Genomic DNA, 17458 nt, shown 5'->3' with positions numbered 1-17458 from the left:
CTGACTGATGTCAGCTCATCGGGATTTGCTTACTTGCTGCCTACCTGCAACTCCAATGACTTTTGGGAGTCTATTCGCACTTGAAGTGACAGGCGATTAACCAGTTGATAAGTGGGGAAATGTGCCGAATGGGTCGTAACGGCGTGAGCCGTCGAAGCGCCCATCGGTGCAGTCGCCCCGCAATCTCCGAGCTATAAAACAGGTTGCTGGCAGCCTTGTGAAGGAGTTTTAGTGGATAAAAATGGTCTCTGTCTGCGGGTAAAAGGTAAGGTGCAAGGCGTGGGTTTCCGCCCTTATATCTGGCAACTTGCCCACCGCTTTGCTCTAAGGGGCGATGTCAGTAACGACAGTGCGGGCGTGACGATTCACCTGTGGCAATCACCGGCGCTGGCGGATTTCTTACAGGCACTGCCGCGACATTGCCCGCCATTGGCACAAATTGATAGTGTCACCACCTCGCCCTACCATTGGGCGCAGCCGCCGCTGGATTTTGTGATTCATCATAGCGGTGCCGGTCAGATGGATACGCAAATTGTACCGGATGCTGCAACCTGCGACGCCTGTTTGGCTGAAATGAACCATCCTGCCAATCGTCGCTACCGCTACCCGTTTATCAACTGCACCCATTGTGGCCCACGTTTTACTATTATCCACCGCATGCCCTATGACCGGCCTTATACCGCCATGCGCGAATTCCCGCTATGTGCTGCCTGTCAGGCAGAATATGACCATCCGGCCGATCGCCGTTTTCACGCCCAACCCAATGCCTGTGCCGATTGTGGCCCGCAATTGTGGCTAACGGGGCGAGAGGGACAGCCGATTGCGCACAACTTCGCGGCGCTAGAGCAAGCCGCAGCCGCCCTGTTGGCAGGAGATATTGTTGCCGTCAAAGGGCTGGGAGGATTCCATCTGGCGGTAGATGCCACCAATGCTGCTGCGGTGGCCCGTTTACGGCAGCGCAAGCAGCGACCTTCCAAGCCGCTGGCGGTGATGTTACCGCACGCCGACTGGTTATCACGCTGCGTGCAAAGTAACGATAGCGCCGCGTTATTACGCGTGTTACGTAGCCCTGCGGCTCCGATTGTGTTGGTTTCGTCGCGGGCTGATAGCCCGCTGTGTACGGCGCTGGCACCGGGCTTACCTGAAATTGGCGTGATGCTACCCGCCAATCCGTTACAACATTTGCTGCTGCAACAGGTCGGACGGCCTCTGGTGATGACCTCCGGTAATGGCCGTGGTAAACCCCCGGCATTGAGTAATGAGCAGGCGCTTAGTGCTCTGAGAGATATTGCTGACCACTGGTTATTGCACGATAGGCAAATTGTGCAGCGGGCCGATGACTCATTAGTGCGACTCACCGGCAGCAGTGCTGAAATGCTACGCCGAGCCAGAGGGTATGTGCCAGATGCTTTCGAGTTACCTCCGGGATTTAGCCAGCAGCCAGCAGTTCTGGCGCTGGGTGCGGATATGAAAAACACGTTTTGCCTGTTGCGTGATGGTAATGCAGTGTTGAGTCAACATCTGGGGGATCTGGAAGACCGCGATATCGCACAGCAACAGCAGCAGTTAGTGGCGCTGTTTTGCGATATTTACCATTTCACACCACAGGTGATAGCGGTGGATGCTCACCCCGGATACGTCAGCCACCAATTAGGGAAAACCCTGGCAGCACAACGGGATATCCCTTGTGTCGACATACTACATCATCATGCCCATCTGGTGGCTTGTCTGGCAGAGCATGGCTGGCCTCGCGAGGGTGGGGTAGTGATCGGTGTGGCACTGGATGGGCTGGGTTATGGCGCTGATGGTCAATTATGGGGTGGTGAATGCCTGCGAGTAGATTATACGAGCTGTGAATACATTGGTGGCTTGCCCGCGGTGGCACTACCCGGTGGCGATCTGGCCTCGCGTCAACCGTGGCGCAACCTGCTGGCCCAGTTACAGCGCTATGTCCCCAATTGGCAACATTTGCCTGAGAGTGCGGCGATTCCTCAGCCGGAGGGTAGGGTATTGGCGCGGGCGATTGAGCGGGGGATTAATGCGCCGTTGGCCTCTTCAACTGGGCGCTTATTTGATGCAGTAGCGGCTGCGCTCAATCTTGCGCCGCTATCGATAAGTTGGGAGGGCGAAGCCGCCTGCCGGTTGGAAGCACTGGCGCGACAAAGTGCGGTTTCAGTGCCGCCAGTGACGATGCCGCTGTGCGATAACCAACTGGACTTAGCCACTTTCTGGCAGCAATGGTTGGCTTATGATGCCACTCCGGCTGAGCGGGCCTATGCGTTCCATTTTGCTCTGGCCCAAGGATTTGCTACTTTGGCGCGGCAGGCGGCCCAGTATTATCGTATTGATACTATTGTCTTTTCAGGTGGGGTGCTACATAACCGGTTACTGCGTGAGTTACTTAGCGCACAACTGCATGATTTCCAACTGTTGCTGCCCCAGCGCCTGCCTGCCGGTGATGGTGGGCTGGCTCTAGGGCAAGCACTGATTGCCGCTGCACGCAGCACTGGGTAGGGCCGACAACATACCACCAATGTGGAGTGAAGATTCCGGTTACTTGTGTTATTGCTGTTCAACGTCACGTAGCATCCTGTATACCCAGTAAACATACGTCTTAGAATAAGTAGAGGGTGAGTGACGCAGGACAAGTGCTTGATATTTGGCATTCAACACACCATGATTTGCGTAGCACGGTATGGGCTGACTTAATTGATGAAAAGGGGAGCACTGTGGCAGGTTACCAACCGCCTTATAGCATAACACCCAACATACTAAATCAGGTTGTTGAGGTCGGGGAACTATTGGGCCGTTGGGCTACGCAGGTTGAGCAATCTTCCGCTTTGTTACGTAAAGAAAATCGTATTCGCACTATACAGGCATCGTTGGCAATCGAGCATAACAGTCTGACGACGGGACAAGTTACTGCGATCATGGAAGGTAAGCGGGTACTCGCACCGGCGAAAGATATCCAGGAAGTGCGCAACGCTATACTTGCCTATGAAAAGCTTCCCCACTGGCAAAGTCATCAACTTGATGATTTGTTAGCCGCACATCGTTTTTTAATGATGGGTTTAGTTGATACACCTGGGCTGCTACGCCACGGTAATGTGGGCGTTTATCGAGAGAAACAGCTTATTCATATGGCCCCCCCAGCCAATCAGTTACCGCGTTTAGTCGGTGATTTACTTAAATGGTTGCAGCACGCTGACATTCATCCACTGATTGCCAGTTCTATCTTCCACTACGAATTTGAATTTATCCACCCGTTTGCTGATGGTAATGGGCGTATGGGGCGCTTATGGCAAACGCTTATCCTCAGTGAATGGCGTTCAGAATTGGCATGGTTGCCGGTAGAAACTTTAATTCATAATCAGCAACAGGAATATTATCGGATATTGGGTAAGTGCGATCGGGCCAGCGACTGCACATTATTTATCGAGTTTATGTTGGAAAAACTGATTGGTGCATTAGCAGAAGGCATTGGTATGCAGAAAATAGATTCTTCCATGATGTCGGTAGAAATGTCGGTAGAAAATTCACTTTCTCTCACGGTGACGGCTGAGCGGATCTTAGCAACCATCACTGCAAGTCCAACCATCACTATTGTCCAACTGGCAAGTGAACTCAGTGTAAGTAATCGGACGATTGAACGTAATATCAAGATATTACAGGAGAAAGGCCGCCTGGTAAGAGTCGGTGCTACAAAAAGCGGGTATTGGCAGGTGACTTGATGGCATTGATATTTTTTACGGTAGCTTTATCCACAAGCTTTAGCTCAGATCGCGCCAGAGTAAGGTCTATATGCATCTCCAGATGTAACGATAATTTGCTAAGGTGGGGGAATTATAAATACCATGCACACTGATACGCCTATTACACCCGCTCTATTTCCTGATGCACTGGCGGCGGCCTGCTTGTTGCAATTCCAAACGACACCGCCATTAGTCCATTGCCTGACTAATGAGGTAGTACAGTCCTTCACTGCCAATGTGTTACTGGCATTAGGGGCTTTTCCTGCCATGGTGGTTGAAGCTGAAGAGGCCGCACAATTTAGTACAATGGCGAACAGTTTACTTATCAATATCGGCACGTTACACCGTGCTCAGGCCGAATCCATGCTGGCGGCAATCCAGGCGGCAAATCAATCCTCCACCCCTTGGGTGCTGGACCCCGTTGCGGTCGGCGGGCTTGTCTATCGTACTAATTTTGCCCATCAATTATTAGCGCTAAAACCTGCGGCGATACGGGGTAACGCCTCGGAAATCATGGCATTAAGCGGTATGGCGACCATGGGGCGTGGGGTGGATAGTGTCGATTCTTCGGTGAGTGCACTGCCTGCTGCTCGCCAATTGGCACTACAGGTGCAGACTGTGGTTGCGGTTACCGGTGAGGTGGATTATATCACCGACGGCCTGCGTGATTTTGCCGTGACTGGTGGCGATAAACTGATGACTCGGGTAGTGGGGACGGGGTGCGCACTTTCTGCCGTGGTAGCGGCATTTTGCGCACAGGAAGGTGACCGTTTACATCATGTGGCAACGGCTTGCCGGGTGATGTCACAAGTCGGCGGGCAGGTATCTCAGCAGGTGGCAGGCCCTGGTAGCTTTATTCCAGCTTTTCTGGATGGCCTTTATCAACTGAAAATAAGCGATCTGGGTTAGCCTCTCCCCGGCTAATCTCTTAAAAATAGCGTTACCGCTCAGCCCTATCGCCTTGAGCGTCAGCGGCTGAACGGCCCTCAGTCATAATGTGTATTACGGATAAGAACTGATAAATCATCCAGTTTCATTGGCTTACCCAAGAAATAACCCTGAACTTCATCACACATCAGAGTCTGTAACTGCCCGAGCTGTTCGGCGGTTTCTACCCCTTCGGCGGTCACCGTCATGGACAGTGCATGGCCGAGGTTAATGATCCCTTCGACAATTGATTGGCCTTCATGTGACTCGGCCAGTTCATCGGTAAAGCTCTTATCAATTTTCAATCCATCGAACGGGAAGCGGCGCAGATAATTCAGTGAGGAATATCCAGTACCAAAGTCATCCATCGATAAGCGCACACCCAGGGTTTTCAATGCTGTCATGGTTTTAAAGGCACCATCGGCATCTTCAATCATTATCCGCTCGGTGATTTCCAGCTCCAATCGATGGCTAGGTAGCCCGGTGAGCAGCAGGACTTGGCGCACTCGTTCTATCAGGCGCTGGTTCCTGAATTCAACCGCAGAAATATTAACGGAAACAATCAGTGACGAGGGCCATGTCGATGCATCCTGACATGCCTGTAGCATGGTCCAGTCGCTAATTGAGGTGATAAGCCCCGTCTCTTCGGCCAGCGCAATAAATTGATCCGGCATCAGCAGCCCCAAAATTGGGTGATTCCAGCGCACCAAGGCTTCAGCACCCGTCAGCTGTGTTCCCTCAATACGGTAGCGTGGCTGGTAATAAAGGTTAAATTCGTTGTGCTTAACGGCCTGACGTAAAAAACGCTCTAGCTCACTGCGTTGCATCAGGCGCTCATTCATTTCACTGGAGTAGAAGCTCCAACGGTTACGGCCACTGTTTTTAGCTTCATACATGGCAATATCTGCAAATCGTAATAGCTCTTCGGCTTGCATTGAGTCTTGAGGTGCCAGTGCAATACCAATGCTGGCCCCGATATAAATATCCTGATCATTTATCACGTAAGGACTTTCGATTCGGGTGATAACGCGCGCACAAAGCTGTTCAATTTCTTTGCGTGACGCAAGACCTGTGATAATTAGAACGAATTCATCTCCCCCCTGACGCGCGACTAAATCTTGATCACGCAAACAACTTCTTAGGCGTTCAGATACCTGATGCAGTACCAGATCACCGGTAACATGGCCAAAAGTGTCGTTAACAGGTTTAAACTTATCCAAGTCAACATTGAGGATCACCAGCGGGTGGGGGGCCGCAGCTAAATGGCGTAACTTATTTTCCAGGAATTCTTTCATTCGCAGACGGTTGGGTAAACCGGTCAATGCATCATGTAGAGAGAGGTGTTGAATCCGTTCCTGTGCTTCTATTTCACGGGTGATATCCGATGCGGTGCCACGGAACCCAATGGTTTTGTTGTTTTGGATGATAGGTTTGGCATAGATACGGCAAATGCGTTTATCGCCCTTGGCGGAGAAATAAGTGCATTGCAACTCATTGCGAGATTCCGTCAGATGGGTGTGCTGTAACCAAGAGCGCAGCGGGATAATGTCACAATTTAACAGTGAATCAAGATTACGCCCCAGCCAGTACTCCACACTTAATCCGGTAATGGTCAAAAACCGTTGCGACAGGTAGGTGATGCGTAAATCGGCATCGGTTTCCCATAACCAGTCGGTAGCAGCTTCGGCGACATGACGAAAGCGTTCTTCGCTGGCGATTAAAGCAGATTTGTTTTCATCCGCTACCCGTGCTTCTGACATCGCCCGCCGCAGAACTAACCAGCCGGTCAGCCCAAGAATCAACGCAACCAGCATCAGTAGTGGGAGTAATATGTTGAGCAGTTGCGCGCCGGGCATATCCTGATTCCAATGCAGCGTCAATGCGCTGTTATCACTGGCAGATAATAGAACTGACGGGCTGGATGCCGCGTCTTTTTCATCCTCAGGGGTACGCAGTTGATGAATACCATAATCTTCGCCCAAGGTATTTAGCTCGGGCTGTGTCAGTAAATCGATAAACACCAGAACAGAGGGTGCTCCAGCCACTGTTTTAACGCGTGGATCACTACCAGTGGTTAAGGCCGCAGCCGCAACAATGGCCGGTTGCCCTGCCACGTCGATGGTTTCAGTTGCAATATATTGTTTGTCTGCCCGCGCTCGGGCGGCGTCAATCAACGGGGTTATATCTTTGTTGAGCCAATCGGGCAGGCTAATATTTTTCAGTTGCCCATTGATGACCGAATAACGGGTTTTTCCTGGCCCATCAACGACAAACACTCCCTCATAATTAAAGTCGCTATACAGTGACGGCCCCAGATTTTGGCTGACAAAAGCCCAGTCAGGATCGACTTTTACATGCAAATGTTCATAAGCATCACCCCAGAAAGCATTGTCTTTTATTCGGGTTTTTATTGAGTCTTGCCGCATTTTCCAGGCTTTTTCTACCAGAAAACGGCTTTGAGATGTCGCTTGTTCATTTAATTGCGAGGCGATATAGATAATGCCTACCGCTGCAATAATGATGGTTGCCCCAACCAGCAAGGCCATGGCCTGTAAAGTTTGTTTTGCAAAGAAAACATTATCTCCTTTTGCCCGTGATGGTGATTCTGGCTGGCTGGAGTCCGTCATAGTGAGTTCCCTTGGCACTTACAAAATTTAGGCTGATCCTCAATAGGATAAAACATCCATTTAATCAGCAGGAAGTGAAGACTCAGAAGAAATATAAACTAACATGAATATAATCTTAGTCTCTTATCATTATAGGTGTAATACGTTACCTTCTCTTTGGCCCGCAAAAGGTTGCGCGCCTGTTATGAAATTATCACTTTTTGCCGAGAGTAAGGAATGACCATGGTTACACTGAATTTGGTTTGGTCCACGCTAATCAATTACGTGCCACGAATCCTACGGACTCGGCTGAATTTGCTCTTGCTGTTGAGTCTTGTGACACATCAGGTTTTTGCAGCAGCACCGCTGCCTGCGGTGACTGTTTCGGTCGTAACCTCAATCACACCAGATACTGCGTTACAGTATTTGGGGCGCGTGGAGGCGATTCAGGCGGTGGATGTGACGACCCGCACCGAAGGGTTTATTGCTGCGCGGTTGTTTACTGAAGGGCAGATGGTCAAGCAGGGCTCTCTATTGTATGAAATTGATCCCGCATTGCATCAGGCCGCAGTAACGCAGGCCCAGGCGCAGTTAGACAGTGCGACTGCCAGTGCTAATCATGCTCAGGTGAACCTCACCCGCTTACAGCGTTTGGGAAGTAATCGCTCGGTCAGCCAGGCGGAAGTTGACGAAGCACAAGCGCAGCGCGATATTAGCCGCGCGGCGGTAGCTCAGGCGCAGGCGAACCTGCAAATCCAGCAATTACAGCTCAGTTTTACCCGTATTTACGCGCCGATAACCGGTCAGATTGGTCACAGCCGTTTTAATGTCGGTAGCCTAATTAATCCCGCCAGCGGCACGTTGGTCAATATTGTCCAACTTGATCCGATTCGGGTAGCTATTGCAGTGAATGAACGAGATTACATTACAGCAACCTATCAGTTGTCGGTTGCAGGTCCCTCTGCTGACAGCAGCACATTGCCGTTTGGCAACTTTACTCCCCGTATTCAACTGGCGAATGGTAAGCAGTACCCGGAACGCGGCGTTTTTGAGTCCGTTGATAATCAAATTGATAAACAGACCGGTACCGTTACCCTGCGTACCCGTTTTGCCAATCCACGGCATTTATTACTGCCCGGTGGGGTGGTGAATGTGTCGCTGGCAGCAGAAATGGCAAAACCGGTTACTGTCATACCGATTGCCGCATTGCAGCAGAATAAGCAGGGACACTTTGTTTTGGTGGTGAACGATAAAGATCAGGTCGATGTGCGGCAAGTGACGTTGGGTGAGCAGTTTGAACAACAATATGAAGTGACTGACGGGCTGAAAGTGGGCGAGCGAGTGATTGTGGCAGGGCTACAACATGTCCGGCCAGGGATGACGGTTAGCGCCAGCGTTGCTACACCACTGACAGTAAATTAAGGGGAAGGCCAGATGCTGCATTTCTTTATCCGTCGGCCCAAGTTTGCCATTGTTATTGCACTGGTGATAACCATTGTTGGCTGGGTGTCGTTGTATGTGATTCCGGTGGAACAATATCCTGATATTACGCCACCGGTGGTTTCCGTGAGTGCCGTCTACCCCGGAGCCAGTGCTCGCGATGTTGCACAAGCCGTGGCCTCACCACTGGAAGCGCAGGTCAACGGTGTCAGCAATATGCTGTATATGGAATCGACCAGTGCTAATAACGGCAGTTATCAGTTAAGTATTACCTTTGCCAGTGGTACCGACCCCGATATGGCGGCGGTTGAGGTGCAAAACCGCATTTCTCAGGTGAGTGCTCAGTTGCCGGCGGAGGTGAATGAAAACGGTATTTCCGTGCGCAAACGGGCCTCTAACTTGTTGCTGGGAGTCAGTGTTTTTTCACCGAAACAAACCCATGATGCGCTGTTTGTCAGCAATTACACCAGTATTCAGTTGCGTGATGCCATTGCGCGTATCAATGGTGTCGGCGATGTACAGGTATTTGGCGCGCGTGATTACAGCATGCGGGTTTGGCTCAATCCGCAACGGATGGAATCACTGAATGTCAGCGTGCAGGATATTGTCGCAGCATTACAACAGCAAAACGTACAGGCGGCTGCCGGGCAGATTGGCTCATCACCGTCGGTGCCCGGTCAACAGCAAACCCTGACCATCAGTGGACAAGGGCGGCTAACGGACCCACAACAGTTTGCTAATGTGATTATTCGTAGCAATCCTCAGGGCGGCATGATTCGGTTAGGTGATGTTGCTCGCGTGGCACTGGGGGCGCAGAACTATCAGGTCAGTGCGGCGCAAAACCAGACTGAATCGGCATTTTTAGTGGTTTACCCGGTGCCGGGTGCCAACGCGTTAAATGTGGCTAATGGGGTGCGGGATGAAATGGCCCGGCTATCAGCCTCTTTCCCGCCAGACCTGACGTATGAAATCAATTACGACTCCACCCTGCCGGTTACCGCAACATTGCATGAAATCGCAGTGTCACTGACGTTAACCTTAATTGTGGTATTGGCGGTGGTGTATCTGTTTTTGCAAAGTATGCGGGCGACTTTTATCGTCGCGCTTACCATTCCGGTCTCCCTGCTCGGCACCTTCGCTGTACTGTATATCTTTGGTTATTCGGCCAATACCCTGAGCCTGTTTGCCATTATTCTGGCGCTAACCATTGTGGTGGATGACGCTATTGTGGTGGTGGAAAACGTCGAGCGCTTATTAGCGAATGACCCTGATCTGTCACCGGCGCAAGCAACCAGACAGGCGATGACTCAAATTGCCGGGCCGATTATCGCAACCACCCTGGTACTGATGGCGGTATTCGTGCCGATTGCCATTTTGCCAGGGATTATCGGTGAGCTATACCGGCAGTTTGCGGTAACACTGTCGGCGGCGGTGATTTTATCCAGTATCAATGCCTTAACCTTAAGTCCGGCGCTGTGTGCGGTATTGCTGAAACGGCGCACATTGGCAGATACCGGTCTGTTCGGCGGTATTAATCGTGGGCTTGATCGCGCCCGCGACGGTTATGTTTCATTGACCGGCCGTATCAGTAGCCGCGCGGTATTCAGTATCGTCGCGCTACTGCTGGTGGGGCTGGCAACCTGGTGGGGTTACACGCGGTTACCCACCTCGTTTCTGCCGGAGGAAGATCAGGGATACTTCTTTGTCAGTTTACAACTACCAGATGGGGCTTCGCTTAATCGGACTCAGACGGTGATGGACCAGATGTATCAAGTGGTTACTGATAATGATGCTGTCGAGGATGTGATAAAAATCACCGGCTTCAGTTTGCTTAGCGGCAACAACTCGCCCAATGCCGGGTTTGCCATTGTGATGCTCAAACCTTGGGGGCAACGGCCTCATATTGATCGCGTGCTGGCCAGTATTCAGGCCAATTTGGCCGCTATCCCTTCGGCGATGATCATGGCAGTAAACCCACCGGCTATTGCCGGGTTGGGCAGTGCTTCTGGATTTGATTTACGTATTCAGGCGTTGTTAGGCCAGTCACCGCAAGAGTTGGCGCAGGTGAGTCAGGGAATTATTTTTGCCGCTAATCAGGACCCGAAACTCAGCCGGGTATTTACCACCTTCAGCGCCTCGGTGCCTGAAACTAATCTGAGTATCGATCGTGACCGCGCCGCGCTGTTACAGGTACCGGTCAGCCGAATCTTCCAAACCTTGCAAACGTCACTTGGGGGGATGAATGCGGGGGATTTTACCCTGAATAACCGTATGTTCCGGGTGCAATTACAAAATGATATGGATTTCCGCCAGCGCACCGCGCAGATAAATAGTCTGAATGTGCGCAGTGACAATGGTGCATTGGTCAGTCTGGCCAATCTGGTGACATTAACCCCCTCAGTGGGTGCGCCCTTTATCAGTAATTTCAACCAGTTCCCTTCGGTAGCCATCAGCGGTTCCGCGGCTGATGGTGCAAGCTCTGGTCAGGCAATGGCGGCGATGGAGTCGTTATTGGCACAGAATTTACCGTCAGGTTACAGCTATAGCTGGAGCGGAATGTCGTGGCAGGAGCAGCAAACCGGCGGGCAAGTGGTGTTTATCTATCTTGCTGCATTGGTCTTTGCCTATCTGTTTTTAGTCGCCCAATATGAGAGTTGGAGTATTCCGCTGGTGGTTATCCTCTCGGTGGTGTTTGCCGTAGGCGGGGCGGTAGTAGGGCTGGCGGCAATGGGGTTTGCCAACGATGTGTACGCGCAAATCGGCTTAGTGTTGCTGATAGGGCTGGCGGCTAAGAATGCGATTTTGATCGTCGAATTTTCTAAAGCCCGCAGAGAAGAGGGCGCGAGTATCCGTGATGCGGCACAGGAAGGTGCTAAGCAGCGTTTTCGTGCGGTTATGATGACTGCTATTTCGTTTATCCTCGGGGTGATGCCACTGGTTTTTGCCAGTGGAGCCGGGGCGATGAGCCGTCAAATTATCGGTATCACCGTGTTTGGTGGCATGTTGATGGCCACTGCGGTGGGGATACTGTTTATTCCCGCACTGTATCTGCATATTCAGCGGCTGCGAGAATGGGTGAAAACCCGCAAAGAGGATTCTGGCAGCGACCCGCAACCTTGAGCCGATGTGTAAAAGTGAAAACCCGCCGCTGGCGGGTTTTTTCTTATTGTGGATCAGGCTTTGTGGTAACTCATATCGCTATCCATCACTAAATGACAGTCAGCGGGCTGGCTGAACTGCAATACCTTGAACACATTAGGGCCGTCAGTGGCGAGGTAAAAATCCTCGGCCTGCTGTGGCGATAAACCGCCACGGATCTTGCGCTCAATCAGGCGATCCCGCAGTAATTCTGGGGCGGCATTAATATAAATAGTGTAATCAGCCAGTGCTTTCAACTGCTGCCAACCGGGTTGTTGCAGTAATAACCAATTGCCCTCCAGCACGATAATCGGTGCGTCGACAATAATGGCATCTTCAACCGGGTCATGTAACCGGCGGTCATAGGCAGGCCAGGTCGCGCCAGGTTGCTGCAAGCGGTGGATTGCCTGACGTAGCTTAGGCAAATCAAAGGTTTCTGGTGCTCCCTTTTTACTGCGTAACTGGCGGGCATCAAGGTAGTGATTGTAGTGGTGAAAGCCGTCCATAGGCAGACATTGTACCGGTGTTAGAGTGGTATCCCGTTGGGAAAGCCATTGCCAAAATGTGGCGAGGGTGGATTTACCGGTACCGGGTGGCGCGCATAAAAAAACCACCATGCGGCGCTGAAGTTGCTGTTGTTGCTGAGACAGTGAGGCTAATAGTGGCAGATGCAGATGAGTAATATCGCGGTCGGGAAAATGCGCGCTGTTCTGTAGCCCATTAATGTTAAGTTCCACTCTCATAAGTCAGTTCCTGTAATAATGACGTCACTGCCAACGTCAGCCCGGTTTTCACCATATTCCCGTAGCGGGTCTGATTAAAAATGGTGAAGTCAGAAAACTTCATCTTTTCAATCATTTGAAATAAGGTTTTATTCTGGGTCACGGCATTGAGATTACCCATAAATTCATAAACGATATCGTCATGAAACTCAGTAATATCTCCGGTTTCCTGCAAATGCTCACTGAGCTGAGAAAATAACAAAATATCGGCATAAACCGCTTTTGTTATTTGCCCCAACGCATAAATTAAGCGCAAAGAAACATCCAGACTGTCCAGTGGGCCTGACTTGGCTAATAAAGGCTTGACGGCGTATTCCTGAATATCTTCATCATTATTGATAAATAAATAGGGCAGAAGGCTTTTAATACCCTGAAATAAGATCTCATTGGCATTCAGCAGAAAATCATTGAGATTTTCAGGACTGGCGAGCCTTTCGAGTACGTCATCTTCAGTTAATGCAGTCATCCTACCCTTAACACCATTATCGATAGTGGAGGGAGTTGATGATATTACAGGTGTTATCCAGCCCGTTAATCAAAAGTGTTTGGGTTTGAAGTTGGCCCCCATTTTTTTCCTTAATACCGGTGACGATATCACCCTGAGTGATGCCGGTTGCGGAAAAAATAATCTGCCCGGAGCGCACCAATTCGCTCAGAGAATAGACCTGATTAAGGTTAACCCCCATTTGCTGGCAGCGTTGGTGCTCCGTGAGGGCAATATCCCGATTGGTCACGCTTTCCCCTTTGGCCTGACAAAAGTCGATCAATTCAGCTTGCATATCGCCGCCCAAAGCACGAATGGCACAGGCCGAGATAACGCCTTCAGGTGCGCCGCCGATGCAATACATCACATCGGCCTGCCCGTTGGATAAGCAGGTCATCAGGCTGGCGGCCACATCGCCGTCCGCAATAGCATAAACTTTAACACCGAGTGCATTGGCCTGTTCGATAGCCTGCTGATGGCGCGGTTTGTCGAGGGTAATCATGCGTAACGTATTTAAAGGTTTGTTTAACTTAGCCGCCACACAGCGCAGGTTTTCTGTCAGTGAACGGCGCAAGTCAATGGAACCTTTGGCTTGTGCACCTACCACTAATTTTCGCATATACATATCAGGCGCATGTAACAACATTCCTCGTGGGGCAAAAGCAATCACAGCCAGCGCATTGGCTTGCCCCATCGCGACCATGCGGGTACCTTCAATAGGATCAACAGCAATATCAACAGGTGGCCCACCGGCACCGAGTTGTTCGCCAATATACAGCATCGGCGCATGGTCAATTTCGCCTTCTCCGATAACAATGCTTCCTTGCATCGTCATCTGATTTAAGGCCTCGCGCATGGCGCTGACGGCAACGCCATCAATAAGGTTTTTGTTACCGCAGCCGAGCAGTGGCCAGGCCGCCATTGCTGCTTGTTCGGTGGTGCGGAAAATATCATATGCCAGTGTTTTCACTCTCGACTCCGATATCCACGTTAAAGTGCGCTAACAGATAGTGTTCTGCTTTTTCATTCCAGACCCCATGAGTTTCGGCGACCAGTTCGGCTAATTGCGCAAATAATGGATCCGTTTTACCCCGTTCGGCAAAATCGTCAATGGCGGTGAGGGGCATGGTAATGCCGTTATAAATCAGTTTCTTGCCACCCGGTATATGGGGGAGGTTGAGCACCGTTTCAGGTACAGCATCCAGACCGCCAATATGAGTAATCATAAAAGAGGGTTGTATGCGTCGCTGGGCAGAAAGCGTAAGTGCCTCTTCCATGTCACCGGTAGAGCCACCAGAAGTACCGACAATATGCGTACTGGAGTAGTGGACGTGATAGAAGTTAAACGGCACTTTAAAGTGCTTATCTGTCGGGCCGGCAAAGAAGTTCAGGCAACCATCCTCTGCCAGCAAATCATCACCCAATTCAATGACTGCTGGCACAGCTGCGTAGACAAATACATCATCAAAACCCTGATCCCCCGTGAGTTGACGTAATGTATCGATGGGGTTATCCAGCTTGCTGCTGTTGATGTAAATCAGTTCGATACCTTGATCTGCCGCCTGTTTTCTTGGTAGTAGTTGCTCAGCACGAGCCAGACGGACTTCATCTATATCTACCACCACCACGCGGGCCGGTTTGATATCACCGTTGATGGCATAATCGATAGCCCCCATTCCCATTGGCCCGGCACAAGCCAATAGGGCCAGATTACCGCCGGGCTTAATGCCCATGCGGTGTTCATAAACATATTGCGTGGTGTGATAACTGGCGTGATAGGCTCCAATAATGCAACACATCGGTTCAGCCAGCGATGCGGCGGCAAAATAGCTGCCGTGATAAGGCAGTACACAGCCGAGATCAATAGCCAGCTTGGGAATAATCATATAGGTGGCGTTACCGCCAAAATATTCGTAGCTGTAACCTGCTGAATAGCCACTGGGTAGCCCCATCGCAGGTTGCAACACAAAACGTTCACCAGCACGATAGCGGGTGGCTAAATTCTTACCGACTTCAACAATGACCCCCGCACATTCATGGCCAGTAATGGCAGGGTGTTGCGCCACATCGTCCGGTACTCGTTTGTGCTCACTACCCAGCAAAGCCGCTTTGTAAGTCGACAGGCAGACGCTGTCGGAAATGACGCTAACCAGTAATTCGTCATCGCTGATCGGGGGTAATTCAAACTCACGTAGGCGGACATCTTGCTTACCGTATATTGCAGCCACTTTCGTTTTCATACTGATTCCTTTGGCTTATCACTTGTAGTCAATTGCTCGAATAAAATATCCAGAGCCTGGTCGCCAAGATAATTTTTAATTAGAATCAATGGCTTGTCCGTCACTCCCTGTGCTCTGCCTTCAAGGCTGGCGTGGGTAACAATGATGTCAGCATCGGTTGGAATGTTTTCGATGGCGTAATGTTTTACCGCAATCGGGTAACCGGCTTTCTCCAGTTTTTTTCTAAACGTGGTTGCTCCCATGGCGCTGGACCCCATCCCGGCATCGCAGACAAAGGCTATCAACCGTACCGGATGATCATTGTTGAGGTGATTGGCCAATATGCCCTCGGCTTTTAGATTCTTCATGGCGGTTTGCGACTCTTCAAAGCTCTCTTCGCTGGTGGCTTTGTCCATTTTCAAGATGATGGAACCCACCAGGAACGAAACCGCAGTACCGGTAAAGACACCCGCACAGGTAGCCAGGAAACCACCGCGAGGGGTTAATGCCAGATACGCGAAGATAGAACCAGGACTCGGACCTGCAACCAGGCCAGCACCTAATAATTCAAAGACGTATATGCCACTCATGGCACCGGCAATCATGGCAATGATCATCAGTGGTTTCATAAGAACATAAGGGAAATACAGCTCGTGGATACCGCCGAGGAAATGAATAATCATCGCGCCGGGTGCTGACTTCTTACTCATACCTTTGCCAAATAGTGAGAAAGCCAGCAGAATACCTAACCCTGGCCCTGGATTTGAGGCGACCATAAAGTAAATTGATTTACCGTGGATAGCAGTTTCCTGCATTCCCAGTGGGTAATAGATACCCTGGTCGATGGCATTATTCAGGAACAGCACTTTGGCAGGCTCATTAATCACCGCCAGTAGGGGTAAGAAGCCAGTAGACACCAGTGCTTCGATGCCTTGTTTGACCAGATTATTCGCCTCCATCACCGCCGGGCCGATCACTTCATAGGCCAGCAGGCAGAGCAACATGCCGCTGATACCGAGGGAGAAATTATTAATTACCATCTCGAAACCGGCTGGAATGTGTTTCTCCAATCGCTTATCGATATGTTTAATTAAATAACCCCCCAGTGGCCCCATCACCATCGCGCCAATAAACATCGGAATATCAGCACCAACAATAACCCCCATAGTGCCAATACCGCCCATCACGGCCCCGCGTTTACCCCCAATCAAATGCCCACCGGTAGAACCAATCATTAACGGTAGCAGGTAGGTAATCATCGGGCCGACCAACTTGCCAAAGTGTTCGTTCGGCGTCCATCCGGTCGGGATAAATAATGCAGTGATAAACCCCCAGGCAATAAAAGCCCCAATATTAGGTATTACCATTGCTGTTAGAAAACCGCCAAAGGATTGTACTTTGGCGCGTATTGATTTATTAGCCATATTAATTCCTTGTTATTGTATTATCGGAATAGGTTAATAACGCTTAAGGATATCTTTTATATTTTCGGTGTTGGCTGCATTCAGTAATGATGTAATAGATTCATCGTCACAGAACATTTCACTTAATGCCTGAATAGCATAAATATGGGAGTCAGCATCTTTTGCTGCCAGGCCTATCAGTAATTTTACCGGTTCACTGTCAGCGTCGAAAATCACGCCTTTACGCAGCAATGTCAGGCTGAGTGCGGTGTGGTTCACGCCATTTTCAGGGCGGGCATGCGGCATGGCTATTTCTGGTGCCAAAATATAATAAGGCCCTATCTCACGAGTGGCATCTTTGATCGCCTGACTATATTCAGGTTTAACCGCATGATTATCGATTAGGCTTGCCATTGATAAATCAATAGCGTGTTCCCAATGTTCGGCGGAAGGATATATCGCAATACTATTTTCAGGAAAGAAATCGATAAGCGCCTGCATAGGGAGTCCTTATATTATTATTTTATCTTGGCGACCCATTAATTCATTCTCGTGGGCATTAACTGAAATTGAGCTTATTCTTGACGACGCGCTTAATCAAACCGATGAAAAAATGTGATCTGTGATACTAATGAAATGCAAACACTGAAAAACAGTAACTGTGATCACAATTATTTTATGTAAATTAGCATTTCTATAAAAATGCA

Annotated in this window: 12 protein-coding genes; 5 read left to right on the top strand and 7 right to left on the bottom strand. The window is 50.2% G+C overall.

Features of this window, described 5'->3' with window-relative positions; genetic code table 11:
* Window positions 1–231: 231 nt before the first annotated feature.
* The 3 genes from hypF to thiM all read left to right on the top strand — a co-directional run bounded on the left by hypF (window position 232) and on the right by thiM (window position 4661).
* A complete protein-coding gene (gene hypF / locus V2A85_RS14880; protein WP_420071736.1) occupies window positions 232–2514 on the top strand; it encodes a carbamoyltransferase HypF in 2283 nt (760 codons plus the stop codon).
* Window positions 2515–2729: 215 nt separating this feature from the next.
* Entirely contained in the window at window positions 2730–3731 is a 1002-nt protein-coding gene (locus V2A85_RS14875) for a Fic family protein (RefSeq protein WP_420071737.1), read from the top strand.
* A 123-nt stretch (window positions 3732–3854) separates the two neighbouring features.
* Entirely contained in the window at window positions 3855–4661 is an 807-nt protein-coding gene (gene thiM / locus V2A85_RS14870; protein ID WP_420071735.1) for a hydroxyethylthiazole kinase, read from the top strand.
* Window positions 4662–4738: 77 nt separating this feature from the next.
* Here the strand turns inward: thiM and V2A85_RS14865 are convergent, their stop codons facing one another.
* Window positions 4739–7306 (bottom strand): bifunctional diguanylate cyclase/phosphodiesterase, encoded by a 2568-nt coding sequence (locus V2A85_RS14865; RefSeq protein ID WP_420071734.1) that lies wholly within the window; start codon window positions 7304–7306, stop codon window positions 4739–4741.
* Window positions 7307–7528: 222 nt separating this feature from the next.
* Between V2A85_RS14865 and V2A85_RS14860 the strand changes: the two genes are divergently transcribed.
* Together V2A85_RS14860 and V2A85_RS14855 are read left to right on the top strand one after the other, a co-directional pair.
* On the top strand, window positions 7529–8707 hold the full coding sequence (locus V2A85_RS14860) for an efflux RND transporter periplasmic adaptor subunit (RefSeq protein WP_372560538.1): 1179 nt from the start codon (window positions 7529–7531) through the stop codon (window positions 8705–8707).
* A 12-nt stretch (window positions 8708–8719) separates the two neighbouring features.
* Window positions 8720–11845 carry an efflux RND transporter permease subunit gene (locus tag V2A85_RS14855; RefSeq protein WP_420071733.1) on the top strand — a complete coding sequence of 1042 codons (3126 nt, stop codon included), beginning with the start codon at window positions 8720–8722 and terminating at the stop codon, window positions 11843–11845.
* A gap of 53 nt (window positions 11846–11898) precedes the next feature.
* Here the strand turns inward: V2A85_RS14855 and V2A85_RS14850 are convergent, their stop codons facing one another.
* From V2A85_RS14850 to V2A85_RS14825, 6 genes are read right to left on the bottom strand one after another with little or no spacing between them, the layout of a single operon-like run.
* Window positions 11899–12606, bottom strand: coding sequence for a nucleoside/nucleotide kinase family protein (locus V2A85_RS14850; RefSeq protein WP_420071732.1), 708 nt, complete (start codon window positions 12604–12606; stop codon window positions 11899–11901).
* Window positions 12590–13111 carry an MltR family transcriptional regulator gene (locus V2A85_RS14845; RefSeq protein WP_372560541.1) on the bottom strand — a complete coding sequence of 174 codons (522 nt, stop codon included), beginning with the start codon at window positions 13109–13111 and terminating at the stop codon, window positions 12590–12592. The genes V2A85_RS14850 and V2A85_RS14845 overlap by 17 nt, the downstream gene beginning before the upstream one ends.
* Window positions 13112–13127: 16 nt before the next feature.
* The gene (glpX, locus tag V2A85_RS14840) at window positions 13128–14051 is read right to left on the bottom strand and encodes a class II fructose-bisphosphatase (protein WP_372560702.1); all 924 of its coding nucleotides are present in this window, start codon (window positions 14049–14051) and stop codon (window positions 13128–13130) included.
* A 28-nt stretch (window positions 14052–14079) separates the two neighbouring features.
* Window positions 14080–15369: a zinc-binding dehydrogenase gene (locus V2A85_RS14835; protein ID WP_372560542.1), complete on the bottom strand. Its 1290-nt coding sequence runs from the start codon at window positions 15367–15369 to the stop codon at window positions 14080–14082.
* A complete protein-coding gene (locus tag V2A85_RS14830) occupies window positions 15366–16772 on the bottom strand; it encodes a PTS mannitol transporter subunit IICB (RefSeq protein WP_102970533.1) in 1407 nt (468 codons plus the stop codon). The genes V2A85_RS14835 and V2A85_RS14830 overlap by 4 nt, the downstream gene beginning before the upstream one ends.
* Before the next feature lie 33 nt (window positions 16773–16805).
* Complete coding sequence (locus V2A85_RS14825) at window positions 16806–17252, bottom strand: PTS sugar transporter subunit IIA (RefSeq protein ID WP_083162495.1); 447 nt, start codon at window positions 17250–17252, stop codon at window positions 16806–16808.
* Window positions 17253–17458 lie beyond the last annotated feature (206 nt).

It is taken from the genome of Yersinia sp. 1252 StPb PI (genome assembly GCF_048593885.1).
Lineage (GTDB): Bacteria > Pseudomonadota > Gammaproteobacteria > Enterobacterales > Enterobacteriaceae > Yersinia > Yersinia enterocolitica_E.
This window is presented reverse-complemented; position numbering and strand designations above follow the sequence as displayed.

What these genes read in the sequence shown, in the direction of transcription:
- thiM (WP_420071735.1), top strand. Translation starts at nt 3,855, where the DNA reads ATGCACACTGATACGCCTATTACACCCGCTCTATTTCCTGATGCACTG.
- V2A85_RS14865 (WP_420071734.1), bottom strand. Translation starts at nt 7,306, where the DNA reads ATGACGGACTCCAGCCAGCCAGAATCACCATCACGGGCAAAAGGAGAT.
- V2A85_RS14860 (WP_372560538.1), top strand. Translation starts at nt 7,529, where the DNA reads ATGGTTACACTGAATTTGGTTTGGTCCACGCTAATCAATTACGTGCCA.
- V2A85_RS14855 (WP_420071733.1), top strand. Translation starts at nt 8,720, where the DNA reads ATGCTGCATTTCTTTATCCGTCGGCCCAAGTTTGCCATTGTTATTGCA.
- V2A85_RS14850 (WP_420071732.1), bottom strand. Translation starts at nt 12,606, where the DNA reads ATGAGAGTGGAACTTAACATTAATGGGCTACAGAACAGCGCGCATTTT.
- V2A85_RS14845 (WP_372560541.1), bottom strand. Translation starts at nt 13,111, where the DNA reads ATGACTGCATTAACTGAAGATGACGTACTCGAAAGGCTCGCCAGTCCT.
- glpX (WP_372560702.1), bottom strand. Translation starts at nt 14,051, where the DNA reads ATGGCGGCCTGGCCACTGCTCGGCTGCGGTAACAAAAACCTTATTGAT.
- V2A85_RS14835 (WP_372560542.1), bottom strand. Translation starts at nt 15,369, where the DNA reads ATGAAAACGAAAGTGGCTGCAATATACGGTAAGCAAGATGTCCGCCTA.
- V2A85_RS14830 (WP_102970533.1), bottom strand. Translation starts at nt 16,772, where the DNA reads ATGGCTAATAAATCAATACGCGCCAAAGTACAATCCTTTGGCGGTTTT.
- V2A85_RS14825 (WP_083162495.1), bottom strand. Translation starts at nt 17,252, where the DNA reads ATGCAGGCGCTTATCGATTTCTTTCCTGAAAATAGTATTGCGATATAT.